Source organism: Microbacterium sp., assembly GCF_036566905.1.
Taxonomy (GTDB): Bacteria; Actinomycetota; Actinomycetes; order Actinomycetales; family Microbacteriaceae; genus Microbacterium.
Genome location: NZ_DATCVK010000188.1, coordinates 62,614 through 87,847 on the forward strand (window position 1 = coordinate 62,614; position 25,234 = coordinate 87,847).

Below are 25,234 nucleotides of genomic sequence, written 5' to 3' on the forward strand. Positions count from 1 at the left end.
CGTTCTCCGAGCACCAGCACGGTGAGGAGCGTTTGTCGCGCATACGGCAGACGGCGACTGGGATGCGGAGTGCTCTGACGAAGTGAAGTCCTGCACGATCCATTGCCGGAAGCTCCGCATCCGGCGCTCGAACTGGTCGCCGTGCGGGGCGGTCAGCCTTGGCTGGCGCGGACGAATCCGGTTCTGAAGGCGACGGACACGGCTTGTGCTCTGTCGGTGATGCCGAGCTTTAGGAAGATTCGATGGACGTGTGTCTTCACCGTGGCTTCGCTCAGGAACATGTCAGTCGCGATCTGTGAATTCGATCGTCCGTTCGCCATCGCCGCGAGAACTTCCCGCTCTCGACGGGTCAGCTGCTCGATCTCGGCGGATGTCGGGAGCGAAGGCTCGGCACGTGAAGCGAGCTCGTTCAGCAAAGATCGCGTCACCGTAGGGTCGAGCCACCCATCGCCCTTCGCGAGCGACCTCACCGCCTCCGGCAGAACCGCGGGGGCGGCGCTCTTGAGCAGGAACCCCGCGGCGCCGGCTCGGACGGCGTCACGTACGGCGGTGTCGTCGCTGAACGTCGTGAGGATCAGGATGCCCGGCGGCCCGCCATGTTCGTCCCGGTAGTCGGGCGAGGTGAGGATGCTGGTCGCCTCGACGCCGTCCAGACGCGGCATTCGCACGTCCATGACGACGACGTCGGGTTGCAACTCTGCGACCAACGTCACGCCGGCCTGCCCGTCGGATGCCTCGCCGATGACCTCGATGCCGTCCTCGGCGTCGAGAAGCATGCGCAATCCGGCTCTGATGAGCGCTTCGTCATCGACGAGCACGACCCGCACGGAACGTCCCGTGTCAGCGTCCTCAGGCTCGGTCGACATGTGCTCAGTGTCCCGCGGACGAATGGTGTGCGCCATGCCCCTGCTTGAGCGATGGATCCGGCATCAACCCTGGGATCGACCTGTGGGATCGACGCGCGGGAGGATGCGCGGGCCGGGTGGACGCGGGAAGCTTGCCTCATCCGGAAGGGAGGTGTCATGGGAGACGCGAACCGACCGTCGATCTCGCGGCGACGCCGGCTTCGTCTGGCGTGGCCCGTGCGGTTCGATGTGCTGGTCGTCGGCTGTCTCGTTGCCTTCGACCTTGCCGTGCTATTCACGATCGACGGGCACCGGAGCGGCGAGTGGCTCCTGCTGCTCGCTATCGCGGTCATCACCAGCCCGCTCCTATGGAGATCTCACGCACCGGTACTCGCTCTCGCCGGCGTGATCGCTCTGCAGTGGGCGCTCCTGGCGCCCATCGGCGGCCTCACCGTCGGCGGAGGACTGCTCTGCATGCTCACCGTGGCGGTAGGCCTCGGCGCGGTCGCGGCTCGTCGTCACGTCTGGATCTCGCTGATCTGCCTGTGCGTAACGTACGCCCACACGACCCTCGTGTTCGTCGTCGCCTTTCCTGCGTCAAGCGCGGCTTGGAATTCCTTCGCCACCGCAGTCGTGTGTGCAGTCTCATGGGGGCTGGGCGCTTTCGCGCATGTGATTCGGACGCGGCTCGGACAGCTTCAGATTGATCAGGAGCGCGCAGCCGCGGCGGTGCGCGCCGAACGATCCCGAATCGCCTCGGAGCTCAGCACCATCGTCCGTGGCGCGGTGGCCGCCATGGTGGCCGAGGCGTCGGTCGCGCGGGTCACGATCGCGGACAATCGAGGCCGCGCGGTCGCTGCGTTCGCAGCGGTCGAGCGGACTGGAGTCGAAGCCATGCATGAGCTCCGGCGCCTGCTGCATCTGCTCCACGACGACCCGCAACTCGCCGTCGAGGAGCGAACCGAGCACGCCGACGACGCAGTCAGAGGGCGGTTTCGCGATCGCTTGACGATGGTCAGCGACCGCGATGCTCTCGTCACGATCAGCACCATCGCGGGAACGATGTTTCTGGCATCGCTTTCATACGAGGGTGGGATGCGGCTGCTGGCTAGCCTCTTCCTCGGTCTGACGCTGTGCGTCCTGTTGTGGCGTCATCAGTTCCCCGTGGTGGTCTTCGGATCAGTCATCGCCGCGACGGCGCTCGCGGTCGTCCTCTTCCACGGCGGCGACTTCGTGTTCGACAATCAGACCCCGATCATTCCGGTCCTGGTCGCCCTCGCCGCCGTGGCCAGCGCGACATCCCTGTGGACATCCATCCCGGCTTCGCTGATCGCCTGGGCGTACCTCTCCATCACAGCTTTCGAATACCCAGAGGTGATGGCATCGAACCTCATCGGCAGCGCGGCCATCGTTATCGCCGTGTGGCTGGCGGGCGTGGTCACGGGACGAAGGCGGCGGCAGATCGATCGATTGGAGACCGCTGGCGGCGCCGCCCGTCACGCGGTTCAACAGGAACGAGCGCGGCTTGCCTACGAACTCCATGACGTCATCGGCCACTCGATCACGGTCATGGTGCTGCAGGCTGCTGGAGCACGACGAATCATCGAGCAGAGCCCGGAGCGCGCGGCGGCGGCGCTCGCTCCCATCGAAGAGTCAGGCGCGGAGGCCATGCGCGAACTCGATCAGCTCGTCGTCATACTTGGAGAGGATGACGCGACCATCAGTCCCCACATAGCGGTGGATACGGCGCGCATCGGCGAACTGGACAGACTCGTCGAGCGAACCCGTCGCACCGTCAAAGACATCCACCTTGAGGTGATCGGCGCGCCCAAGCGCCTCGAACCGAGTGTGGATATCGCCGCCTACTGCGTCGCACGCGAGGCGCTCACCAACGCTGTCAAGCATTCCGGGATGGATGCGCATATCGTCGTCACGGTTTCGTGGATGCCACAGCTCGTGCGGGTTGAAATCGCCAGCGACCCCGGACCGGCGTTCACCGTGCCGACCCCGGAGCTGTCGGGAGGCTACGGCCTGCTGGGCCTTCGCGAGCGGGTGGATCTGGCAGGAGGCGAACTGCGCTGGTCCTCGAACGGCGAGACGTTCACGGTCGACGCGCGGCTGCCTGTTGCCGAGCCATCCGCACCTCCCGTGCACGCGGCCTGAACCGTAGGCGAGGCTGGCGTTGCGAGGCTCGAACCGCGACGGACGTACCGTGTGTTCGAGGGGTTCGGCCATCCGTTCAGCGAGGTGCCGACACGGGCAGAAGACCGCGCGCGCTGCCCGCAACAGGCCGGAATCCGGCCCCCCGCACGCATCGCAGCGAATGGCTTCCGAACGCCGCCCCCGGTCCGCAGACCACGCCGGCCCTCTCAGGCACAACGACTTCGCCCTCGATCGCCGATGACGCGGGGGCGGTCGAGAAGGGGGTCGGCGCTGCGCCGATGCCGATGGCCGTCAGCACAGTGATCGCCGCGACAGTCGAGAGTCGTCGCAGGCGGAACGACTCTCGTCGTTCACGAATGCGGGGCGATCGCTGTGTGCGCATGGCGTCCTCCCGGATGGCTGACTTGAGCCTGCTCCGGCGAGGGCACCCCGCACATCGACCCGGGGTTTGCATTCGCCTGTACACCAACGGGTGCACCCGATGTGGGATCCGCTCGGGGCAGTCCACCCCCGGATCGACGCCGAAGTGACGCCCCCAGGGCGACGCGGCTCCCGCCTAGTGACCGGCACTCTGAATCCACTCGAAGAAAGGATCCCGACATGGACAGCACAACGTCCGCCGGCGGAACGCACCTATCGCGTCTGATGTCAGGCGCCGGCGCTCTCTTCGGCGGAATCGGGCTCGCGTGCACGGCAATCATCCACTCCGGTCAAGCCATCGGCTGTGTCGGACTCGAGGAGTGCGCAAGTCGCCCGATGCGGACCACGACCCCGTTGATCGCGGTGATGGGCACCGCGGCCCTCGTCCTGCTGGTCCTCGGCATCGGGGGGCTGGCGCTCCTGGTGATTCGCACAGGTCTCAAGCCGACTACGGCGGGGGCGGGACTCATCCTGCTCGGGATAGGCGTCGGACTGCTGCTGACGGGGGGCATCATCCAAACGGCGCTCGGCGACTTCCCGTGGATGCCGCTGTTTGTCGGGCCGGGAGTCATCGCCGTGCTGGCGGGGATCGCGGTCGTCGCGTGGTGCAGTGCCGCAGTCGGACTGCTGCCTCTGTGGATGGCGATCCTTGTCGGCGTGAGCGCAGCCGGGGCGCTCGCATCGAACGAGCAGAACACGACGATCCTCTTCGTCGTACCGTTCGCGATCGCTCTGGCGCTCATGGGCGGATACCTGTGCGTGTCGGCATTCCCTTCCACCCGCTCGCGGGCATACGAGTCACGGGCCCGCACTAGCTGACTGAAGTCTCGGCGCTGGAGGAAGACCGGAGAGATGAAATGAGTACAGCACCCACTGAAGTAGCGACGTCCGAATCCAACGCGTCACCGGCGCGCACCGCTGTGGTCTCGCTTTTGTCAGCAATCGTCGTCGCCGCGGTGGCGGCTGCCCTGGGCAGCTGGGAGCTTCCAGCCGCGGCAGTCGCCTCGATCGCAACGGCATCCGGAGCATTGGTCCCGGCGTTGGCGATCAAACGCTCTGATCATCGACGAGCTCACAAGACTCGGACGAGTGAGCTGCTCACGGGGCGCTTCACGCGGCCTCCGGTCTACGTTCTGATCGTCGCGAGTGGGATGCTGGGCCTCGCCTTTCTGCTCAGTCTGGTGTTTGGCTACACGCTCGCATACATGACGCTGGCGGATGCAGAGTCGTCGGGCCACCTGACAGGAGCCGACTACAACGATCTGGTCGAGCGAGGCTCCGGAGCCGGCACGGCCGCAGGCCTAGTGTTGATTGTCATGCTCGCCGCATCCATGCCGGTCGGCAGGTACGTCGCGCACCGCATTCCTTCCCGTGCCTGGGCGTGGGGGCTTGCCGCCGTGCTGGTGAACGAGGCGGTGCTGTACGCGAGCGGGAGCCTGGTCGTGGGAGATTGGTCGCTGCCACCCAACGAGTACTTCGTCGTCTACACCTTGCCTGTCACGATCGGTGTCCTCCTGGGGATCTGGCGTGGGAGTAGGACCCGAGCACTGTTCTGGGCGAAACGGCTCTTCAAAGGGCTGTCGGAGACCGACCGTCGAACGGTCCTAAGCCTCATGGATGAATCGGTGTTGAGTGTGTCACCATCCGAGGCGTCCAGACGTCCACGTGAGATTGCCTGACCCGCCGGACTGCGACCAACCGTGCAGGCGGCGGTCGATGACGGGCAACCTGCCTCTAGCCGTCCAGGGATCCCCATGGGGCGCACGGTAAGGGGCGGTCGCCGAGCCATTACGGGCACGAGTAGTTGTGCGGTCAGTCAGCACGCGGGTCAAGGCGGAGGGTGGACGCCGCGGCTTCCGCGGTGACCATGCTGCGTGCTGCGAGATCGCCGTACTTCTTGCGGTAAGCGGCGTCGACCGCGGCAGCATCCGTCACACCGGTCGCCGTGACGATCACGTCGATCGAGACGTCGCCGACACGGATGCGTGCGGCCGCCGACCTGGCTGCCGCGCCGTACCATCCGGTGTCGCGCCGGTGCCATGTGCGGACGAAGACATCGGCTCCAGCGACGACGACCCAGATCGGGGTCCAGCGGCTGGGGCCGCCTTCGCGACGCGAAGCCGAGACCTCGATCTCGATCGCGTCGTCGAGCACGCGCAACTGCGCGGGCGTCCACGATGAACCGGAGTCGATGTCAGAGGGCGCTGGATCGGGCATGGATCAGCGCCTCATCTCGCCGAGCGCGGCGAAGCGAATCATGTGCGCCTCGCCGGCATGCAAGGTGTACTCCTGCAGCATCTTGATGAGCGACCATCGCAGCGTCCGGCCATGACCGAGCCCGCGCGCATCGAGCGACGGCGAGGCCGCGATCGCGGCATCCGCTCGCTTCACCTCTGTCAGCCACCCGCTGATGTCATCGCCGACGCTCTCCAGCGATCCGCCTGCGAAGTCGTCGTCGCCGGGGAAGTCTCGCGCACCCTCACCGCTCAGACCCCACGCGAGATATCCCGCCTCCATCTGCCTCATGTGGCGAACGAGACCCAGAACCGATAACTCCACGGGCGGTACCGACCATCGCATGGCCTGCTCCGCGGACAGGTCGCGGAGCTTCCGAAGCAACTCATGGCGCGGATGCTCGAGCCACGCAACAAGGTCCTCGCGCTCGTCGCCGGTGTCATCTGGCTCGCTCCAGCGCGACACGTCGACATCCGCGAGCACAGGAACGGATGCCTCGTGCTGGGCACGCTCGACATCGGATGGGTCGTTCGCGGGCCAGTCTCGCTGCAGGCCGATCGCGTCGGTCAGTGCCTCCACCGCGTCGGCGAGTTCGTCCAGCTCAGCCGCAGACGAGGCGGGCAACGCGGCCGCGATCCGCGACACCTGCACGAGCGGCGCTGCCCCTTTCGATGAGTTCCAGGTCATGGGCGTCATCCTCGACCTCGCGCGTCACGCTCGCTACAACCGGGTGACGTCGCGCGACAAGGAGGCACATCATCCCAGCTGACCAGCTACCTGATCCTCCGCCTCCGAGGGCTCAGTCCTGCGATCCGCAGACGGTGCGAACACGATGCTGACCGATTGAAGTCACCACCTTAGCGCCCCATAACTGCCCGCAGCGGATCCTCATCCGCGCGGGGGCACGCCCAGGGACCCCGACTGATCAAGGGCTATCGTCGGAGCGGTGAGCAGAGTCGTTCTGATGTGCGGGCCAGCGGGATCCGGAAAGTCGACCGTCGCCAGGCGGCTCGAATCCGAGGGCATGGTTCGCCTTTCATTCGACCAGGAAGCGTGGCGACGCGGCATCCAGACGATGCCCCTTCCGACCGACGTGCACGAAGACATCGAGCAAGAACTCCGCACCCGCCTCATCGCGCTCGTCGCGGCCGGCGCAGATGTGGTGCTCGACTTTTCGTTCTGGTCCAAGCGCGCCCGCCTCGCGTATCGGGACCTATTGCGCCCGCTTGGAGTAGTGCCGGAGACGATCTATCTCGCGACGCCACGAGCAGTCGCGCTCGAGCGAGTGGATGCGCGCGGCCACGGGCACGCCGACGATTACGCGCTTCCCAACGACGTCGCGGCCGAGTACTTCGACCACTTCCAGCCCCCGACCGCCGACGAAGGCCCGCTGACGGTACTCGGTGCCTCCGCGTTGCAATGAGCGATCGTCAACCGCATCGATTCCGCGACGATCGACCTCTTCTCCCCCACCGACAACGGCGAGCGACGCCGAATCTCGCGCGAATACGCCCTCGACCATGTGGTGCTCGCCTACGCGTCGACCGTGCACGGCATCCAGGGTGAGACTGCCGACGACTCCATCGTCGGTTCCGACGTCGACGCCGCCGGTCTCTACGTCGGATTGACGCGCGGGCGCCACCACAACGAGGCGATCGCCATCGGACGCACTGAGGCGGGCGCGCGCGAGCGCCTCGCCACCACCATGCTTTCGCGCGCGTGTCGTCAATTGAGGACGGGTCGCCCGCGAAGTAACCAATCGCGTCCAGCCTGCTCACAATTCGTGCACACTTCGCGGAAGGCGTGTTCTCCGCAGCTGACCAAGACGTTCACTCGAAGCGGTACAACTCCAGGTCCACGATGCCGGTGAAGCGCGTGTCGAAGGGAACGACACCCTGTCCGCGACCGGAGTACAAGCGATGGAAGCGCACCCCGCTGCCACCGCCGACCTCGTCGCCGTTGAGGACTCGGTGGACCTCGAGCTGTCGGGTTCGCTCGATCACCGATGCCACGAAGTAGCCGGTCGTCGTCTGGCCCGGCTGCAGCACAAAGCCCCGGCCTGCCACTCGCACCGAGCCCCCCATATCGACGGCGATGCCATAACCGATCTCACCTTCGTCGAGCATGCCGTGAGGATCATCCAACGACGCGACGAGCTCGATTCCTCCGATCGTCACGGGCGAGACGGGGTGGGCGCGATCAACGAAGAATCCCCGAATGCTTTCGGTGCGAGCGGTGGCGATCGTCTGCCGCATCGCCGAAAGCAGCCCGTACGCGTCCACGATCTCGTCGTAGTCCGGTGCACCCGTGTGCAGCGAATCCAGGCCGAATGGTGCTACGAGCTCGGCGCCGTGTTCACCAATCGCTCGGAACATGTGGGCGATGCCCAGCTGATCCCGCCTCATCTCGGGTATGACCAGGCGATCAGAGGCCGCGGCGTACGCGCGGCACGTCGCGTCGAAGTCGCCGAAGTAGATGTCTGGCGAGAAGAAGTCGATGGATGGCGCGAGCGCCCGCCAAAGTGGAAGCAGATGAGGGACCGGGCCGCCGCTCGGGTAGCCGCCGGGCTCCATGCCGCCGGCGACAAGCTGGTCGGCCGGTGTCATCGGATTCACCGCGTCGAGCCAGGCGTTGACGTAGAGGGGAACGTCGAGTTCCACGCGTCCGCGTGCTGCGACTTTCTCAATGTGCGTTGCGTATCCCCACGCCATCAGAGCCTCATCCGCCTCGGACCCGAAGACCTCCCTCCAGGAGCCCGCGGTTCGCGACCCTTCTGACTCCCACGCCGAGCGCAGGCGCCCGCCCCCGTCGCGCGCAGCGGCGATCACGGCATCAGGCACGTCCCGGTTCCAGTGCGTCTCGGCTACATCGCTCTCGTCGCGACGAGCACCCAGAAGCCCCGGTTCATTCTCGACTTGCACGAAGGGGACAACGTGCGCCTTTCCGGATTCACGCATACGCGCGAGGACCCGCGCGAAGGCGGTGGCATCGGCCGCAGCGATCTCTTCACCGAATGGCGAGATGTGGTGCATCGACCCGTTCGCTGATCGAGCGCGCGGAAAACGCGCACCATCTCGCTTGACCCAGCCGGGGACATACGTAGACGCCCCGTTCTTCCAGGCACCGAACCACAGCGGGATCCACCGCAGTCCCTCCGTCTCGGCCGCTTCCAACGCGGCGTCGACCAGCGAGAGGTCGAAGTCGCCTTCGCGCGGCTCGACGGTCTCCCACGAGATCGGCGCGAGCACCGAGTCGGCGCCGATATCGCGGACACGGCGGAAAGCCTCGCGGATCGAAGCAGGGCTGCTTGCGCTCGAGTTGTGGAGCTCTCCCCCTAGGAAGAGCTGTCGTGATGCAGTCATCGAGAGCCTTCGTCCTTCTGGAGCGTCGAGACCGACAGGAAGGTCCGCTCGGAGCTCCTCAGCCGACGGCGGGATCCGGTGACGTCGACCACCGTCTCGAGCGGTCGCGACTCGGCGTCAAAGCTCACCCACACGTTCACCGGCGACGGCTCGAGGACGAACTCGCCTGCGATGTCGGTGTATCCGAGCTGCGCGGCATCCAGCGTGAAGGTCACCCGCCGCGCCTCCCCCGCATCGAGCGAGACGCGTGCGAATCCCGCGAGCTGCTGTGCAGGGCGCGTGGCCCCGACGGTGTTCACGCGCGCGTAGAGCTGCACGACCGTGTCTCCGCTGCGCTCGCCCGCATTCTCCACGGTCGCCGCGATCCGCACCGACCCGCTGGTCGTCATCTCGGCATCCGCAACCAGGTCCGACAGGACGAACTCGGTGTAGCTGAGGCCGTGCCCGAAGGTATAGAGCGGTGTCGCCGGCATGTCGAGGTAGTGGCGGTCGACATCGGGCGGCAGCGGGTTGCGGTACCCGGTGCCGGCGCGCTGGTGGTGGTAGACGGGGATCTGTCCCGTATGGCGCGGGATGCTGTACGGCAGCTTTCCGCTCGGGTTCACCTCTCCGAACAGAACGTCGGCGACGGCCGCCGGACCGAAGGGGCCGCCGTACGACGACACGACGATCGCCGCGGCGTCCTGGATCACCTGGGGCAGCGTGTACGCGCGACCTTGCACGAGTACGGCGACGATGGGCTTCCCTGTCGCGGCGACGGCCTCAGCGAGGCGCACCTGTGCCGCGGGCAGCGCGATGTCGGCGGAGTCGCTCGCCTCGCCCTCGGTGCGCTCGCCATTGAACCAGAGACTCGCTCCGCCGAGCGCGAGCACGACGACATCGGATGCCGCTGCCGCCGCTACGGCATCCGCGATCGCATCCTCGCCGAGGTCGGTCGTCAGAGTGCTGCCCGCCACGACGTGGGTGGCGAGCGCGTGACGGTCGATCTCGTCGATGAGCGAGGTCGCGTCCAGCCTGTCGCGCACGAAATCCTCGATGGGCATCGAGGGGAACAGGCTGTTGTTCCATGCGGCCATGCCCGGATCGATCCCGACCATGTTGCCCATGCCGCCGCCCGACATGAAGGTGGTCATATCCCGGAAGGCCGGGTAGCTGTAGGTGGGGAACTGCAGCTTCACTGCATCGGCGTGGGGACCGATCACCGCCACCTTCGTGGCACCGGGTGCGAGAGGAAGCACTCCGTCGTTCTTGACGAGGACGACCGAGCGGCGCGCGAGCTCGCGCGACAGCCCACGTCCTTCGACGGCCACCTCCGCGATCTCGATGCGCTCGGCGGGGTAGGGGTTCTCGAACAGCCCGAGACGGAACTTCGCGGTGAGGATGCGGCGCACGGATCGGTCGACGTGTGCGATGTCGACGCGTCCGGCTTCGACTTCGCCGGCGAGCGCGTCGCCGTAGCCGTAGGGAACGGGGAACTCGGTGTCGAGTCCAGCCGCGATCGTCAGTCGGCCGGCGTCGGCCGGCGAGGCAGCGGCGCGCTGGCGGGTGTGGATGTGCTCCAGCGTCATGTAGTCGCTCGAGACGAACCCGTCGAACCCGAGCGTGTCGCGCAACAACGTGGTGAGCACGTCGGGGTTCGCCGCGGCCGGGACCCCGTCCACGTCCGAGTAGGAGTTCATGACCGACCCGAGGCCAGCCAACTGGATCGCGGCCTCGAACGGATACGCGTAGAGGTCACGCGTGCGCCGGGGGCCACCCTCGTAGGAGGAGAGGTTCATGCCGCCGGTCGGCAGGCCGTAGCCGACGAAGTGCTTCGCGGTGGCGATGGCGCCCGTGCGGAGATCGTCGCCCTGGAGTCCTCGGGTGTACGCGACGCTGAGCGCTGCGACGAGGTACGGATCCTCCCCGTAGGTCTCGTGCACCCGGCCCCACCGGGGATCCAACGCGATGTCCATGTTGGGCGACAGCGCCTGCCGCACGCCGACCCGGAGCATCTGCTGTCGGATCGTGTCGGCCATCTCCTGCACGAGGTCGGGACTCCAGGTCGCCGCGAGCCCGATCGATGTGGGGAACACCATATGCCCACCCGCGAGCAGGCCGTTCAGAGCCTCGATGTGCAGGAGCAGCGGGATGCCGAGACGCGTGCCCTCGATGGCGGTGCGCTGCAGGTCCCCGACGATCCGCGCCATCGTCGCAGGGTCGTCGACCCCGAAGTTGGAGATGTGGCCGGGCGCCTTCTCCAGCCACTCGTCGCGCACCGCCGGAGCGGAACCGTCGGCGAGCACCAGGTACCAGGGCGGCACGGAGACGAGCTGATGCGCCTTCTCACGCAACGTCATCTCGGCGAGGAGGCGGTCGGCACGCTCCGGGGCGCTGAGCGCGGTGTCGAGGTGGGCTGACTCAGGAGACACTGTGAACCTCCGTGTGGCTCGGGGACGGGTGTGGGTCGGTACCTGCGTGCGATGCCGAGGCTCGGGGCGTGAGGAGCAGCAGGATCAGTCCCGCCACGGGGAGCACGGCAGCCACCCAGGGCAGGGCACCGAGACCCCACGCTCCGACCACGAGCGCGCCGAGGGCGGCGCCGCCGCCGATCGCGACGTTGAACGCGGTGGTCTGCAGTGCGGCTGCGGTCGCACGCTGGTGCGGCGGTGCGATCCGCATCATCCGGGTCTGCAGCAGGATCGGAACGACAGCGAACGCCATCGCCTGCAGGAGTGCGGTGACGACGAGAGCACCGATCCCCCACGCGGCCGCGAGCGGGAACAGCGCGCTCAGGACCGCGAGCAGTCCGACCGCCACCGGCATCGCGCCGTTCGGGAAGCGGTCAGCGATCCGGCCGACGGCAGACACCGCGACGAATGCCGCAAGGCCCGTGCCGAAGAGGAAGGCAGGGATCGCCGCCGACGGGATGGCGGCGACTTCGCCGAGCCATACGACCGAGTAAGTGCCGTATGTGGTCTGCCCGATCACAACGAGCAGGATGATCGCACACACGAGCAGGATGCCCCCGAGTGCCGACGGCGTCGAGGCGTCGCGCGCCGACGCCTTGCGCGGTGCCGGCGGATTGGGCATCACGGCCGGTAGCAGCAGCGCGACCAGGAGCACGACGAGCACTGCAACAGCCGCAAGGGTTCCAAAGGCGACTCGCCACCCGAAGGCCTGACCAAGCGCATTGCCGAGCGGGACTCCCAGCACGCCGGCGACCGAACCCCCGGCCGCCGTGATCGCGGTCGCGCGTCCCAGTTGCGACGAGGCCACGAGATCGGCCGCGTATGCCGCAGCCACCGACCAGAACAGCCCGTGCGCCACCCCGCCTGCCCCGCGAGCGATGAGGAGCATTTCGAACGTGGGTGCCAGCGCGGTCAGGCCCGTCGCCGCTGCGATCCCGACGAGGGCGATGATCGCGAGCGGCTTGCGCGGCATCCGTCGAGTGAGGACGGCGAGCGGGGTCGTGGTGAGGATCACGGCTCCGGCGAACACGGTGATGAGCTGCCCGACATCGGTGACCGGGCGGTCGAACGTCTCGGCGATGTTCGGCACGAGACCGCCGGGCAGGAACTCGGTCGACATCGAGACGAAGATCGCGGCGGCGAGAACCAGGAGCCCGAGCCGCGGAAACGGCGAGCCGGGAGTTCTGTGTGTCGGGCGGGATACGGGGTGGCGGCGAAACCGGCGGGTCGATGCACGTTTCGTGGCACGGCTGTGCAACATGGCTGATGCCTTCTCAGACCCTTGCGCGCTGCCGGATGACCCAGGCGCACCAACGCCGCGAACGGTGGGGATCTCGAGACTACGAGGTGATGAGGGCGCGAGCCTCGGTCGTGGCGACTATTGCGCAACCTGGCGTGGCTGATGTTGCCGGTCTGGCGGGCACGCAGTAGGCAGGACGTGAGGATCGATGCAGCCGCACGGCCGCGTTTGCCGTCGATCCTGACAGTTGTAGCGTGCGGAAGCGATCGCTCCCGCACGTGACGCGCGAACGGAGCAGCATGAACAAGTACCTGTTCAACGACGACTGGTCGGTCCGTCGCAAGGTGAGCGGCTTCGTAGACCTCATGGGCGGTGCCGCTTCTGAGAGGGTCACACTCCCCCACGACGCCATGATCGGATTCACCCGGTCCTCCGATGTCCCCGGCGGCCCATCATCGGCGTTCTTTCCCGGCGGTGAGGTCGAATACACAAAGCGGTTCGACGTTCCGGTCGCGTGGCGCGAACGACGGGTGACCATCGAATTCGAAGGCGTGTACCGCGACGCCATGGTCTACGTGAACGACGAGTTCGCCGGCCAATGGAAGTACGGTTACAGCGTCTTCCGCGTCTCCCTCGACGCCCACCTCCGCTACGGGCAGGAGAACGTGGTGCGGGTCGAGGCGCGAGCGAACCAGGACTCCCGGTGGTACACCGGGCTCGGCATCTACCGCGACGTCCATCTCGTGGTCACGCCGCTGGCTCACATCGTCGATGACGAGATCCGCATCACCACGCCGGATGTCGACGAAGAGCGTGCCGTCGTCGAATCCGCCATCCTGGTGCGCAACGAGAGCGTGGTCACCCGTCGACTGTCGCTCGAGGTCGAGGTGCGCGACGACACCGGGTCGATCGTCGCGCATGATCGCGGACCCGTCACGATCCGCCCGAATGCGACGACGACGATTCGCAATCGGCTCTACGTCGACGCTCCCCAGCGGTGGGGCGTCGATCACCCGCACCTCTACGACTTCCGCGCACGGCTGCGCGATGAAGAGAGCGACGACGCGCACGACGTGAACACGTCGTTCGGCATCCGCACGATCCGTATCGACCCGCGCCATGGACTCCGGATCAACGATGAGCCGATCAAGCTCCGCGGCGCGTGCATCCATCACGACAACGGCCCCCTGGGCGCCGCGACGATCCGGCGGGCGGAGGAGCGTCGAATCGAACTTCTGAAGGCGGCCGGTTTCAACGCCATCCGCAGCTCGCACTGCCCCGCGAGTCCGGCGATGCTCGATGCCTGCGACCGGCTCGGTGTCCTCGTGTTCGACGAGACGTTCGATGCGTGGACCGAGATGAACAAGCCCTACGACTACACACTCGATTTCCCCGAGTGGTGGGAGCGCGACGTCGACGCGATGGTCAAGAAGGACTTCAACCACCCCAGCGTCATCCTGTACTGCATCGGCAATGAGATCCACGAGTACGGGTCCGGTTTCGGAGGCTCGCTGGCGCGCGACATCGCCGAGCGGATCCGGCTCAATGACGAGACCCGATTCATCACCACCGCCGTGAGCAGCTTCTGGGCTGTGGCGGGTGAGGTCATCGGCGACCTGAAGAACCGCCTCGCGGACGCGACGGCCCGCGGCGTCAACGACGTCATGAACGAGATGACGGAGTTCTTCGACGAGGTCACCGTGTCCGATGTCGTCACCGTCCGCACTGCAGAGGCGCACGCGGCAGCAGACATCGCCGGCCTGAACTACGCCGAGGCACGCTACGCCCCAGACGCCGTCGTCTTTCCGAACCGGGTGGTGCTCGGCACCGAGACGAACCCGCGCGTGACCGCCCAATCGTGGGCGGATACGGTCGCGCACGATCACGTGATCGGCGGATTCACCTGGACGGGGTGGGACTACCTCGGGGAGGTCGGGCTCGGGCGCACCGACTACACCGACGACCCCGACGTTCGCGGAGGCGGCGACCCCGACTTCCCCTGGCTCACCGCGTGGGCGGGAGATCTCGACATCACGGGCTTCCGGCGGCCACAGTCCTACTACCGGGAGATCGTCTACGGACTGCGACGCGAGCCCTACATCGCGGTGCTGAGGCCGCAGCACTACGGCCGCCGACGGCTCGAGATGCAGTGGGCCTGGAGCGACGCCGTGGCGAGTTGGACGTGGGACCTTCCGGACGGAGCGCGTGCTGAGGTCGAGGTGTACAGCGACGCGGATGAGGTGGAGCTCGTGCTGAACGCGCGTTCCCTCGGACGGTCGGCTGCCGGGCCGGCGGCCGACTTCCGCACCCGCTTCGATGTCGCGTACGAGCCGGGAGAACTCGTCGCGATCGCCTACCGTGACGGCATCCCGAGCGAGCGCACCGCGCTGGTGACGGCATCCGACCGAGTGCTCGTCGCGTCCGCAGATCGGTCGCACATCCAACCCGACCCCGGCGACCTGGCCTACATCAGCATCGAGTTCCGCGACGGACGCGATGTCTTGAACAGCTCCGAAGACGCCCTCGTCCACGTGTCGGTGGACGGCCCGGGCGAGCTCGTCGCCCTCGGCTCGGCACGGCCGGCGACGGAGGAGCGATTCGATTCGACCAGCTGCACCACCTTCGATGGGCGCGCGCTCGCCATCGTACGGCCGACCGGCGAGGGCCGGATCACGGTCACGGTACGCTCCCCCGGCCTGGCCGATGCGGACGCCGCGGTCGCCGTCGGGGGGATGTGACAGCAGCGGATCCGCGCGGGGATCCGCTGCCGATCAGTCGGCTGCTCGCACCCGCACAGCGATGTAAGGGCGGGCGGGGAGGTCGACGCGCACGTCGCTTTCGTGGATGCCGGGCAATTCCTCGATGGTCATCGCCCAGGTGTCGATGATGTCGATCTTCGCCCGCATCCCCTGAGGCACCCGCACCGTGCGGAACTTCGGCCGGGCGTCAGTGAAGTACGTCAGCGCGTAGCCGTCTCCGCCACCGGTGGCGAAGTCCCAGTCGCTCGGCAGCGGCGCGATCCGTCCATCCGGGGCAGCCTCGATCAGCTCGCGCAGGAACGCGAGTCGAGGAAGGCTCTCACCGCGGAGCGTGCCGCCCTTCGCCCAGAAGATCACCTCGTCGTCAGACCAGAACGTCTCGCCGTGCGTGAGGAACGCGCCCTGGAGAGTCGCCTCCCAGAACCTGCGGACGACTTCCTCGGCGGTGAGATTTCCCCACCCCTGGTCGAGGTCGCCTTCGTAGCCGAACTCGTCGACGACGATCGGCTTGTCCCATCTGCTGCGCCACTTCGCGACCGACTGCGCCATCTCGCGCCCGCCGCCTTGGATGCTGGCATGCGTGGCCCACTCGGCTGCGTAGTCGAAGATCTCCACCCAGTTGTGGATCGACAGCGGATGCCCCACGGGGTCGTTGGCGACCACCAGCCCGGCGAGACGGTCCCAGTCTTCGCGTCGCATCGCGGTGAGGAGGTCGTACTCGTTCGCCATCGACCACCAGACGTTCGGGAACGCCGACAGGCGGCGTACCACGTACGACACGTATCGGTCGTCGGCGGCGGCACCGAGCCTGGCGAATCCCCACCGGTCGTAGGGGTGGAAGAGAATCACGTCCGCGTCGATCCCGAGATTCGCGAGTTCGTCGATGCGCCGTTCGAGATGAGCGAAGTACTCCAGATCAAAGCGAGTCGTGTCGAAGGCGCCCCCCTCGGCACGCGGGAACACGAACCGCTCGGGTTCGTTCGAGTTGAAGAGGAACGACTTGGGAAACAGCCCCATCCGCAGCTTGTTGAACGGCGCGGTCGCCAGCGAGCGCAGCGTCTGCTCCTGCAGCGCCGCCGGCTGATGCGTCCACGCATACGACGTTGTGCCGACGGGGACGAACGGCGTGCCATCGGCCCGCACGAACCCGCGTCCACTCACGCGGACCGGCCCCGCGGCATCCGATTCGCTGACATCGACCACGCCCTGCACACCATCGAGCGAGCGCGCCGTCGACCACGTCGTGAAAGTCCAGCGGCCGGCACGCGGGGGCAGGAAGCGTAGTCGGTACACCCCCTCACCGTCGTAGAAGCCCCCGACGTGGAAGGTGGTGGTGTCGTCGAGCGTGAATGCCGCGGTGAGGTCGACATCGACGAACGGGTTGCCGTGGGACGGACCCCGCAGAACGATCTCGACCCGTTCGTTGCGGGCCGCGGCATTCGGAATCTCCTCCGCGGCGGATCCCCGTGCGACGTCCGCACCCTCATAGTCGAGGGACGCGGCGATGGCGGGGTCCTGTGGCGGGAGGGGACTGAGGTCCTCGAACTGGGCGACGGCCTCGAGGATCGCTGCCCTCCGTGGATCACCCTCGCCGAGGATCAAGGTTGCCAGCGAGCCGAAGGGAAAGTCGGCAAGCTGTGTGAGCATCGGCGATGCGAGCAGATCGGGAGCGATCACCCCGATGGCGTGTTTCGCGTCACGCTGCTGGAGAACCGCGGAAGCCGGGGTCTGTGGATCGATGTAGCGCATGGTTCCTCGAAGCGAGTCAATCGGGCAGTGGTCGATAGGTCACGGACACGACGCGCCCGTCGCGCGACGGCGCGCCGAGTGCGAGCATCCGGCCGGTGAAGCCGGCGGCGACCTCGGTGGAGAAGTAGCGGCCGTCGAGTCGGGCGATCTCGATCGCTTCGCCGTCGCGGACGACGGAGAGCACGACGTCGTCGGGGCCGGCGTAGCCGAAGGGCACCGGTGCCGTCTGTGGAGGCGTCGTCGATACGCGCAAGGTCGCCGTGTCGCCGGCGATATCGACTGCGCCGACCCGCTGACGGATGTCGCCGATCTGCACGATCGCCTGAGCGCTGCCGTTCTCGAAGATGACGCCGCACCAGTGCCGGTCGTCCAGCCGCAGCCCGACCGTGCCAGACCGCTCCACGACGGCGTCAGCTTGCCAGGCGAAGTCCGCGACGCGTGTGCACAGCACATCGGCCGCCGATCCCCACCGACGGAATCTGAGTCCGCCCTCCGGAGCCCGTTCGACGACGGCGTCGGGTTCGCTGCCCGCCGCGACCCATCGGGGGTCGAGGTCGGCGCCGATGAAGTGCTCCACGAAGCCGGAGGGCTTGTCCGGGATCTCGAAGCGGGCCTCGTCGAACACGGGCCAACCCTCGATCCAGTCGACGCCGGCGAGGAACGTCTCACGGCCGAGCACATGAAAACCCGGCGTGGACCCGCGCGGGCGCGCACCGAGATAGACGGCTGCCCATCCACCGCTCGGAGTCTCAACGAAGTCGGCGTGGCCGACGTTCTGCACCGGATGGGAGCTGCTCCGGTGGGTGAAGACCGGATTCAGGCTGCAGGACTCGAAGGGGCCGCGCGGACTCGGTCCGCGCGCGATGGTCACGCAATGCCCGCGCTCGGTGCCGCCCTCGGCGAGCATGATGTACCAATAGTCGCCGATGCGGTAGAGATGAGGACCCTCTGCCATCGGCATCCCACTCCCCTGCCACACCGGATAATGCGGCTCGAGGAGGCGACCCGTCTCCAGGTCGATCGGCGCTTGGCGGATGCCTTGGCCACCGACCGTGAAGTCGAGAACATGCCAGGTGAGGTAGCAGGCGCCGTCATCGTCCCAGCACAGATCGGGATCGATGCCGATGGCCTCAGGAACGAATACGGGGTCACTCCACGGCCCCGCGGGATCGGTGGCGTGGACGATCAGCTGCCCGGACTCGAAGTCGCTGACGTTCGTGGTGATGAACCAGAAGCGTCCGTCGCGGTGACGAAGCGTCGAACCATAGATTCCCGTGGAGGGTCCGGACGTGCCGGCCCGGAACTGCGATCGTCGCGTGAGGATGTTGCCGATCTGGCTCCAGGTCACCAGGTCGCGGCTGTGAAAGATCGGGGCACCCGGGAAGTATTCGAAGCTCGAGTGCGCGAGGTAGTAGTCGTCACCCACGCGGCAGATCGTGGGATCGGGATGAAACCCCGGGATGATCGGATGCAGTTCCGCGCTGAGACTCTTCGCCAGCGAAGTCGATGCGGCCACTCGTTCAGACATGAAGGGCAGCGTCTTCGAGCTGGGCGGACAGCGGCCGGGTGGGCGCACTGGCGGCTGCCGCATAGTGCGCGACGAGCCCGGCGAGCGCCGCCTTCGTCGACTCGGACGGCCAGATGCGCGTCCAGACCGCATCAGCGATCTCGGCGACGGGCCGATCACGGAACGGCGCGAGCAATCGCGCGAGCTGCGTCTCCGACGCCACGAGCCCGTTGTCGACCGCGAAGCGCGTCAACTCCTCCCACGCGTGCTCGTCGTCCAGGAAGTCCCTCACCGTGTGGAGGGCCGTCCCCTCCGCGGGCGTTTCCACGAACTGCCAACGGTGACGGCCGTGCCCGACCGTCGTGACTGTGGCGTCCCCCGGAAGCTCGACCTCCGCCCGGGCGCCCACCGGGACTTCCACCTCGAGAGTGACGACGCCATCCGCGCGGGACCAACCCACTGCGGCATCGCCGTACGGCGTGCGGTGACGCGCTGAGCAGCGATCCAGTGCTGACGGGAAGATGGGGCGAACCGAGATAGCCCGATAGCCGGGGGCTGCGGCGGCCAGCCCCGCGACGCGGCGGTGGACCCAGTCCACCACGCTTCCGAGTGCGTAGTGATTGAACGATGTCATCCCGTTCGAATTGATCGTGCCGTCGGGGAGCAGGCTGTCCCACCGCTCCCAGATGGTCGTCGCGCCGACGGTGATCGGATACAGCCAGGACGGTGACTGTGTTTGCAGGAGGAGACGGACCGCCAGATCCTCGAATCCGGCGTTGGTCAGCGCGTCGCAGATGAGCGGCGTTCCGACGAATCCGGTCGCGATCCGGAAGCTGCTCGCCCGCACCAGGTCAGCCAGTCGCTCGCCGGCAGCCGCACGCTGTCGCGCGTCGGGCAGCAAGTCCCACTCCAGCGCCATTGCGTAGACGGTCTGGGCGTCCGAGACGATTCGGCCCGACGGGGCGACGAACTCGGCGTTGAACGCAGCGCGTACCCGCTCGGCGAGGCGGCCATAGAACTGCGCCGCATCCGCGTCACCCAACGCCTCGGCCGCTTGCGCGACGATGTCGGCCGAGCGGGCGAAGTGCGCCGTCGCAACGACATCCGGATCGGACGTCGCGTTGAACGGGTCGTCGGCGGGGGCGGTGGGGTCGAGCCAGTCGCCGTACTGCACCCCTCCCCGCCAGATCAGGTCATCCCCGGCGATAGAGGCGACGTGGTCGACCCACGTGCGCATGCTCGCGAACTGCCGCTCGAGAATCCCGCGGTCGCCGGTCTGCTGCCACAGCACCCACGGCACCACCGTCGCTGCATCACCCCAGGCCGCCGTCGGAATGGTCGTCACCTCGGAGCGAAGGATGTCTGGCACGACGTGCGGCACTCGTCCTGAGGCATCCTGTTCTGCCGCGAGGTCTGCGAGCCAGGATGTCAGGAACCCGCCGGTATCGAAGAGGTAGGTGGCGGTGGGTGAGAAGACTTGGATGTCGCCGGTCCATCCGAGGCGTTCGTCTCGTTGCGGGCAATCGGTGGGAACGTCGAGGAAGTTCCCTCTCATGCCCCAGACCACGTTGCGATGCAGCTGGTTCAGCATCTCGTGACTCGACTCGAACCAGCCGGTGCGAGTCAGGTCGCTGCCGATGACGATCGCCTCGATGTCTTCGCACCGGATCTCGTCGAGCCCGTCGACTTCGGCATAGCGGAAGCCATGAAAGGTGAACGCCGGTTCGAGGAGCTCGTCGCCGGTCCCCGCCAGGTAGTACGTGTCTGTCGCCTTGGCGCTGCGGAGGGGTCCGACTCCGAGTTCGCCGGCGTCGAGCACCTCGGCATGCCGGACCACGATCTCTTCGCCAGGGCCCGACGCGGGCACGCGCAGTCGGACCCATCCGACGAGGTTCTGGCCGAAGTCGATCAGAAGCTTGCCGCTGGGAGATCGCCAGATCTGCTGCGCGGGAACGGTCTCCGTGACCCGCATCGGTGGTCCGTCTTCGCCCACGAGCACGGCGAGGTCCGCGTCGACGATCTCGACGGCGTGGTCGAAGGGTGCGGCAGGGTCGTGGCGGAGGTCGGTCGTCTGTCCGTCGTAGATGTCGTCCATCAGAATCCCGGAGGCTCGAGCACCCCACGATTCATCGGTGGCGAGGACGTGGACGTTGCCGTCGTCGGTGGTCACTTCCAGTTGCCCGAGGAAAGCGAGTCGATGGCCGTAGTGCGCTCGTTGGCCGAGGAAGCCCAACCGGCCGCGCCACCAGCCGTTGCCGAGGGTCACGTCGATCGTGTTCTGGCCCTCTCTGATGAGCGGGGTCACGTCATAGGCGCGGACGCGAAGCCGGTGCTCGTATGACGTCCATCCGGGGGCGAGCACGGTGTCGTCGACAGGGTTCCCGTTCAGGCGCGCGGAGAGCAGCCCGTGTGCGGTGGCGAACAGCCGCGCCTTCACCACGCGTCCAGGGACGTGGATCGCACCCCGCAACTGCGGAGCGGGTTGCCGGAGCCCGCCGAGCCCGACCGGGCTGATGAACCGAGCCTTCCAATCGGTCGGCGTGATCAGGCCGGCCTCCGCCTGTGCCGGCTCACTCCAGGGACTCCAGTCGCTGCCCCGCACGCGGAGCCGCACCGTTACGGATTCGCGGGCGTCGAGCGGAGCGGACGGCCAGGGCACCAGCACCTGATCCGTCGATTCCACTACCCATCGTTCGGTGTCGTCATCGCGTCGGTGGATCTCGACCTCGTATGCGGTCTGCCGGTAGTCCTCGGGCGCGAGCGGCACGGTCCAGCTCAGCCGGGGCCGGACCGTCGTGAGGCCGAGAGCCGGACCGCCGTCAGTGCGGTGCTCGAATCGAGGCGCGGTCGGCGCCGAGAGGGGAGTCATGTGTGTCCTGAGGTGTGAGAGGTGTGCGCCGTGATCAGGCGGAAGCGGCCGAGCTGTCGGCGGCATCGGAGGTCAGTGCGGGCCCGAACAGCCGGAGGCGCTCATCGCGGCGCGCTCGTTGCCGCGGCGGGTCGGCGATGGGTGCCGACATCTGCAGCCGACGTGTGTACGGATGCTGAGGTTTGGTCGCGACCTGGTGTGCGTCACCTATCTCCACGATGCGGCCGCCTTGCAGCACAGCGATGCGGTCGCTGATGGCATGGACGACGCCGAGGTCATGACTGATGAACAGGTACGCGACGCCCGTCTCCTTCTGCAGTTCATCGAGGAGGGCCAGCACCCGAGCCTGTGTCGTCACGTCGAGCGCGCTGGTGGGTTCATCGCACACGATCACGGACGGATCGAGCGCGAGCGCCCGTGCGATCGCGATGCGCTGGCGTTGGCCGCCGGAGAACTCGCGCGGATACCGAGAACCCGCATCTGACGGAAGTCCGACGGCATCCAGCAGCTCGCGGACGCGGGTGCGGCCCTGGGTGACTCCGGCGGCCCGCAGCGGCTCGACGAGGATGCTCTCCACCGTCATCGAGGGATTCAGTGACGAATAGGGGTCCTGGAAGATGACCTGGATGTCGCGGGCGACCTGGCGACGCCGCGCTCGGGAGATGTTGCTGATCTCCTGCCCGCGGAAGGAGATCGTGCCCTCCGTGACGGGGGCCAGGCCCAGGATCGCTCGGCCGATCGTCGTCTTCCCCGACCCGGATTCCCCGACCAGGCTCACCGTCTCTCCGGCTTTGAGGGCCAGCGAGACGTCCTCGATCACCGTCTTCCCACCACGCCGGCCGCCGTAGCGGACGACCAGGTTGCTGATCTCCAGCAGCGGCTCACTCATCACCGGTCACCTCCATCAGCTCGACCTTGCGCGACGATTCCAGGAGGTCGCGCGTGTAGGGGTGCGCAGGGGCGGCGAAAAGCGTGTCGACGTCGTTGCTCTCGACGATCCGCCCGTCCTTCATGACGCTCACCCGGTCGCAGATGTCGGCAACGACCCCGAGATTGTGCGTGACGATGATCATGGCGAGGCCCCGCTCCAGGCTCAGCTCGCGCAGCAGCTCGAGCACCTCCGCCTGCACCGTGACATCGAGCGCGGTCGTCGGTTCGTCGGCCACGATCAGTTCGGGAGACGAAGCCACGGCGCCGCAGATCAGCACGCGCTGCGCCATTCCGCCGGAGATCTCGTGCGGATACAGCCGCATCACGCGGTCGGGGTCGTCGATGCCGACGCGTGTGAGCAGACCGACGAGCTCCGTGCGCGCCCGGGACTTGGAGACGCCCGTGGCCGCGCGCAGACCGTAGATGAGCTGCGCGCCGATCGTGAAGGACGGGTCGAGATTCGACATGGGCTCTTGCGGCACATAGGCGATCTGACGTCCTCGGGCTTTTCGGATGCGAGCTTTGTCGGCGAGCAGATCCTTGCCCTGGAAGAAGACGCTGCCGCCGAGCACGACCGCTTCGCGTGGCAGGATGCCGACCACGGAGAACGCGATCTGGGACTTGCCGGAGCCGGATTCGCCCACGAGTCCGTGGATCTCGCCGCGCTTGACGTCGAGGTCGACTCCATGGACGACCTCACCCACGTCGTCTGCGGAGACGGGGTATCCGACGCGGAGTCCGCGCACCGCGAGGACGACATCCTGGGGCGGCGTCAGGTCGTTCACGCCTGCCACGCGCTCGTCCTGAGCGATGCGTGCCAGTGAACGACGCCGTGACGGCTTGAGCGATGCGCTGCGGTTGGAGGCTTGCAGCGTGTCCCGCAGAGCGTTCCCCAGGAGCACGAAGGCGAGGATCGTCACACTGATGACGACGGCGGGGAAGAAGATGTTCGCCGGCACAAGGTAGATGTTCTCGAATGCCTCCTGCAGGACGCGGCCCCAGGACGGCTCATTGGGGCTCCCGAGGCCGATGAAGTCGACGCCCGCGAGCAGGGCGACGGCCGTGGCGAGAACGAACGAGCTCTGCACGATGACCGGCGCCCGCACGGCGGACAGGACGTGGCGTCCGACGATGCGGAAGTCCGAGAGCCCGACGACCTTGGCCGCATCCACGTAGAGCTCCGACCGCACGCTGATCACGACGGATCGCACCAGTCGGTAGAAGCTGGGGGTGACGATGACGCCGAACGCCGTCATGGCCGCGGGGATGTTCGGGCCGGTGAGCGAGTAGAGCGAGATGATCACCGCGATCCCGGGAAGCGACATGATCAAGTCCGAGACGAAGTTGGCGACCGCCTCCGTCTTGCCCCGGTAGAAGCCGGCGACGAGCCCCGACGTGAGGCCGAGGACGAGCGAGACGCCCAGCACGAGCACGCAGGCGAGAAGCGTCGCCTGGGTTCCCCACATCAGCCGCGACAGGATGTCCCGGCCGGACTGGTCCGTGCCGAAGAGATGCCCATCGGTGAAGGGTGGCACGTTCGCCGCCGCCAGATCGGTGGCATTGGGCGGGTATGGTGCGAGCCACGGAACGGTCACTGCCACGAAGACGAGGATCGCCAGGACCGCGAAGCCGAACACCGCGAAGGGGTTCTTGAGCAGCGAACGGAAGGTGTTGCGCCGAACGCCCTTGCGCGCCAGGACCGCAGTGCCGTCGGCGGCCGGATCGATTTCGTGCTGGTCGACGGTCATCGGATCCTCGACTTCGGGTTGAGAACGCCGATGAGCAGGTCGGCGAGGAAGTTGATGACGAGGACGAGGATCATTGTGAAGACCACCGTGCCCATCACCATGGGGACGTCGCCGGCCTGAGCGGACGACACGATGAGCTGCCCGATGCCGGGCAGGGCGAAGACCTGCTCGATGAACAGCGCGGCGCCGAGGAGTCCGAGCGTTGTGAGGCTGAGGACCACCAGACCGGGCCCCGCGGCGTTTCGAAGGACGTGGCGGAACAGAAGCGGTCCTTCTTTGATGCCCCGCGACCGCAGCGTCCGGACGTAGTCCTGTGACAGCGCGTCGAGGACGGACCCGCGGAACTGCTGCGCCGACGAGGCGATCGTGCCGACGAGGAGCGCGGTGACGGGCAGGGTGAGCGACCACAGCCACCCTTGGACACCGTCCGCGATCGGTATGTACCCGGTCGCCGGATAGAGCGGAACCGCGATGGCGAATGCGAATACGAGCCCGATGGCGAGGATGAAACCGGGAACGGCAGCACCCAGCACGGAGAGGAACTGCACGACACGGTCCACCCAGCCGCCGTACAGGGCGGCGGTGACGCCGAGCACCACGCTGAGGATGGCTGTCAGGGTCATCGTGATGACGATGAGCGACAGAGTGACCGGGATGCGTGTCGACAGGGCCTCCGTCACCGACTGGCCGGTGAGGAAGGACGCCCCCAAATCGCCACGCACCACCCCGGACAGGTAGTCGAAGTACTGGACGATGAGGGGACGGGTGAGCCCCAGCTCTTCCGCCTTGGCCGCAACCTGCTCATCGGAGGCGCTGAGCCCGAGAACCGAGCGAGCGATTCCGATGCCGTCGGTGAACGTGACCGTGAAGGTGATGAAACCGACGATGACGAACAGCCCGGCGGCGCGGATGAGGTTGATGGCTATGTAGCGAAGCATTGCTGGGGCTCACCGTCTC

17 protein-coding genes are annotated in these 25,234 nt (G+C 67.2%); 5 read left to right on the forward strand and 12 right to left on the reverse strand.

Going from position 1 to position 25,234, the window contains the following annotated elements:
• Window positions 1-152: 152 nt before the first annotated feature.
• Window positions 153-866, reverse strand: a complete 714-nt coding sequence (locus tag VIP82_RS15740) for a response regulator transcription factor (RefSeq protein WP_331910267.1) — start codon at window positions 864-866, stop codon at window positions 153-155.
• A 156-nt stretch (window positions 867-1,022) separates the two neighbouring features.
• On the opposite strand from VIP82_RS15740, the gene VIP82_RS15745 reads away from it, so the two are divergent.
• The 3 genes from VIP82_RS15745 (at window position 1,023) to VIP82_RS15755 (ending at window position 5,107) form a co-directional block, all read left to right on the forward strand.
• Entirely contained in the window at window positions 1,023-3,008 is a 1,986-nt protein-coding gene (locus VIP82_RS15745) for a sensor histidine kinase (RefSeq protein WP_331910269.1), read from the forward strand.
• 756 nt (window positions 3,009-3,764) lie between these two features.
• Window positions 3,765-4,247, forward strand: coding sequence for a hypothetical protein (locus VIP82_RS15750; protein WP_331910271.1), 483 nt, complete (start codon window positions 3,765-3,767; stop codon window positions 4,245-4,247).
• Between the two features lie 38 nt (window positions 4,248-4,285).
• The gene (locus tag VIP82_RS15755) at window positions 4,286-5,107 is read left to right on the forward strand and encodes a hypothetical protein (protein WP_331910273.1); all 822 of its coding nucleotides are present in this window, start codon (window positions 4,286-4,288) and stop codon (window positions 5,105-5,107) included.
• A 133-nt stretch (window positions 5,108-5,240) separates the two neighbouring features.
• Here the strand turns inward: VIP82_RS15755 and VIP82_RS15760 are convergent, their stop codons facing one another.
• Both VIP82_RS15760 and VIP82_RS15765 read right to left on the reverse strand, forming a co-directional pair.
• Entirely contained in the window at window positions 5,241-5,645 is a 405-nt protein-coding gene (locus VIP82_RS15760; RefSeq protein ID WP_331910275.1) for a DUF2255 family protein, read from the reverse strand.
• A 3-nt stretch (window positions 5,646-5,648) separates the two neighbouring features.
• On the reverse strand, window positions 5,649-6,350 hold the full coding sequence (locus VIP82_RS15765; protein WP_331910277.1) for a mycothiol transferase: 702 nt from the start codon (window positions 6,348-6,350) through the stop codon (window positions 5,649-5,651).
• Window positions 6,351-6,627: 277 nt separating this feature from the next.
• Between VIP82_RS15765 and VIP82_RS15770 the strand changes: the two genes are divergently transcribed.
• On the forward strand, window positions 6,628-7,086 hold the full coding sequence (locus VIP82_RS15770; protein WP_331910390.1) for a P-loop nucleotide/nucleoside kinase family protein: 459 nt from the start codon (window positions 6,628-6,630) through the stop codon (window positions 7,084-7,086).
• A gap of 406 nt (window positions 7,087-7,492) precedes the next feature.
• Here VIP82_RS15770 and VIP82_RS15775 read toward each other — a convergent pair whose 3' ends face one another.
• The 3 genes from VIP82_RS15775 to VIP82_RS15785 form a co-directional block, all read right to left on the reverse strand.
• A complete protein-coding gene (locus VIP82_RS15775; protein WP_331910279.1) occupies window positions 7,493-8,911 on the reverse strand; it encodes a DUF5597 domain-containing protein in 1,419 nt (472 codons plus the stop codon).
• Window positions 8,912-9,021: 110 nt separating this feature from the next.
• Window positions 9,022-11,436, reverse strand: coding sequence for a glycoside hydrolase family 3 N-terminal domain-containing protein (locus VIP82_RS15780; protein ID WP_331910281.1), 2,415 nt, complete (start codon window positions 11,434-11,436; stop codon window positions 9,022-9,024).
• The gene (locus VIP82_RS15785; protein ID WP_331910283.1) at window positions 11,426-12,736 is read right to left on the reverse strand and encodes an MFS transporter; all 1,311 of its coding nucleotides are present in this window, start codon (window positions 12,734-12,736) and stop codon (window positions 11,426-11,428) included. Before VIP82_RS15785 ends, VIP82_RS15780 begins: the two co-directional genes overlap by 11 nt.
• Before the next feature lie 278 nt (window positions 12,737-13,014).
• On the opposite strand from VIP82_RS15785, the gene VIP82_RS15790 reads away from it, so the two are divergent.
• On the forward strand, window positions 13,015-15,453 hold the full coding sequence (locus VIP82_RS15790) for a glycoside hydrolase family 2 TIM barrel-domain containing protein (protein WP_331910285.1): 2,439 nt from the start codon (window positions 13,015-13,017) through the stop codon (window positions 15,451-15,453).
• A 33-nt stretch (window positions 15,454-15,486) separates the two neighbouring features.
• Here the strand turns inward: VIP82_RS15790 and VIP82_RS15795 are convergent, their stop codons facing one another.
• The 6 genes from VIP82_RS15795 to VIP82_RS15820 all read right to left on the reverse strand — a co-directional run bounded on the left by VIP82_RS15795 (window position 15,487) and on the right by VIP82_RS15820 (window position 25,215).
• A complete protein-coding gene (locus tag VIP82_RS15795; RefSeq protein ID WP_331910287.1) occupies window positions 15,487-17,121 on the reverse strand; it encodes a DUF5605 domain-containing protein in 1,635 nt (544 codons plus the stop codon).
• A 118-nt stretch (window positions 17,122-17,239) separates the two neighbouring features.
• Window positions 17,240-18,751, reverse strand: a complete 1,512-nt coding sequence (locus VIP82_RS15800; RefSeq protein WP_331910289.1) for a glycoside hydrolase family 43 protein — start codon at window positions 18,749-18,751, stop codon at window positions 17,240-17,242.
• The gene (locus tag VIP82_RS15805; RefSeq protein ID WP_331910291.1) at window positions 18,744-21,599 is read right to left on the reverse strand and encodes an alpha-L-rhamnosidase; all 2,856 of its coding nucleotides are present in this window, start codon (window positions 21,597-21,599) and stop codon (window positions 18,744-18,746) included. The genes VIP82_RS15800 and VIP82_RS15805 overlap by 8 nt, the downstream gene beginning before the upstream one ends.
• A 34-nt stretch (window positions 21,600-21,633) precedes the next feature.
• Entirely contained in the window at window positions 21,634-22,488 is an 855-nt protein-coding gene (locus VIP82_RS15810) for an ATP-binding cassette domain-containing protein (RefSeq protein WP_331910292.1), read from the reverse strand.
• Window positions 22,481-24,277, reverse strand: coding sequence for a dipeptide/oligopeptide/nickel ABC transporter permease/ATP-binding protein (locus VIP82_RS15815; RefSeq protein ID WP_331910294.1), 1,797 nt, complete (start codon window positions 24,275-24,277; stop codon window positions 22,481-22,483). The genes VIP82_RS15810 and VIP82_RS15815 overlap by 8 nt, the downstream gene beginning before the upstream one ends.
• Window positions 24,274-25,215 (reverse strand): ABC transporter permease, encoded by a 942-nt coding sequence (locus tag VIP82_RS15820; protein WP_331910296.1) that lies wholly within the window; start codon window positions 25,213-25,215, stop codon window positions 24,274-24,276. The genes VIP82_RS15815 and VIP82_RS15820 overlap by 4 nt, the downstream gene beginning before the upstream one ends.
• Window positions 25,216-25,234 lie beyond the last annotated feature (19 nt).

Bases quoted from the DNA above. Each gene is read 5' to 3' on its own strand.
- VIP82_RS15795 (WP_331910287.1), bottom strand. From the start codon at position 17,121: ATGCTCACACAGCTTGCCGACTTTCCCTTCGGCTCGCTGGCAACCTTG.
- VIP82_RS15820 (WP_331910296.1), bottom strand. From the start codon at position 25,215: ATGCTTCGCTACATAGCCATCAACCTCATCCGCGCCGCCGGGCTGTTC.
- VIP82_RS15790 (WP_331910285.1), top strand. From the start codon at position 13,015: ATGAACAAGTACCTGTTCAACGACGACTGGTCGGTCCGTCGCAAGGTG.
- VIP82_RS15760 (WP_331910275.1), bottom strand. From the start codon at position 5,645: ATGCCCGATCCAGCGCCCTCTGACATCGACTCCGGTTCATCGTGGACG.
- VIP82_RS15750 (WP_331910271.1), top strand. From the start codon at position 3,765: ATGCGGACCACGACCCCGTTGATCGCGGTGATGGGCACCGCGGCCCTC.
- VIP82_RS15740 (WP_331910267.1), bottom strand. From the start codon at position 866: ATGTCGACCGAGCCTGAGGACGCTGACACGGGACGTTCCGTGCGGGTC.
- VIP82_RS15815 (WP_331910294.1), bottom strand. From the start codon at position 24,277: ATGACCGTCGACCAGCACGAAATCGATCCGGCCGCCGACGGCACTGCG.
- VIP82_RS15755 (WP_331910273.1), top strand. From the start codon at position 4,286: ATGAGTACAGCACCCACTGAAGTAGCGACGTCCGAATCCAACGCGTCA.
- VIP82_RS15770 (WP_331910390.1), top strand. From the start codon at position 6,628: ATGTGCGGGCCAGCGGGATCCGGAAAGTCGACCGTCGCCAGGCGGCTC.
- VIP82_RS15805 (WP_331910291.1), bottom strand. From the start codon at position 21,599: ATGACTCCCCTCTCGGCGCCGACCGCGCCTCGATTCGAGCACCGCACT.
- VIP82_RS15745 (WP_331910269.1), top strand. From the start codon at position 1,023: ATGGGAGACGCGAACCGACCGTCGATCTCGCGGCGACGCCGGCTTCGT.
- VIP82_RS15785 (WP_331910283.1), bottom strand. From the start codon at position 12,736: ATGTTGCACAGCCGTGCCACGAAACGTGCATCGACCCGCCGGTTTCGC.
- VIP82_RS15765 (WP_331910277.1), bottom strand. From the start codon at position 6,350: ATGACCTGGAACTCATCGAAAGGGGCAGCGCCGCTCGTGCAGGTGTCG.
- VIP82_RS15810 (WP_331910292.1), bottom strand. From the start codon at position 22,488: ATGAGTGAGCCGCTGCTGGAGATCAGCAACCTGGTCGTCCGCTACGGC.
- VIP82_RS15800 (WP_331910289.1), bottom strand. From the start codon at position 18,751: ATGTCTGAACGAGTGGCCGCATCGACTTCGCTGGCGAAGAGTCTCAGC.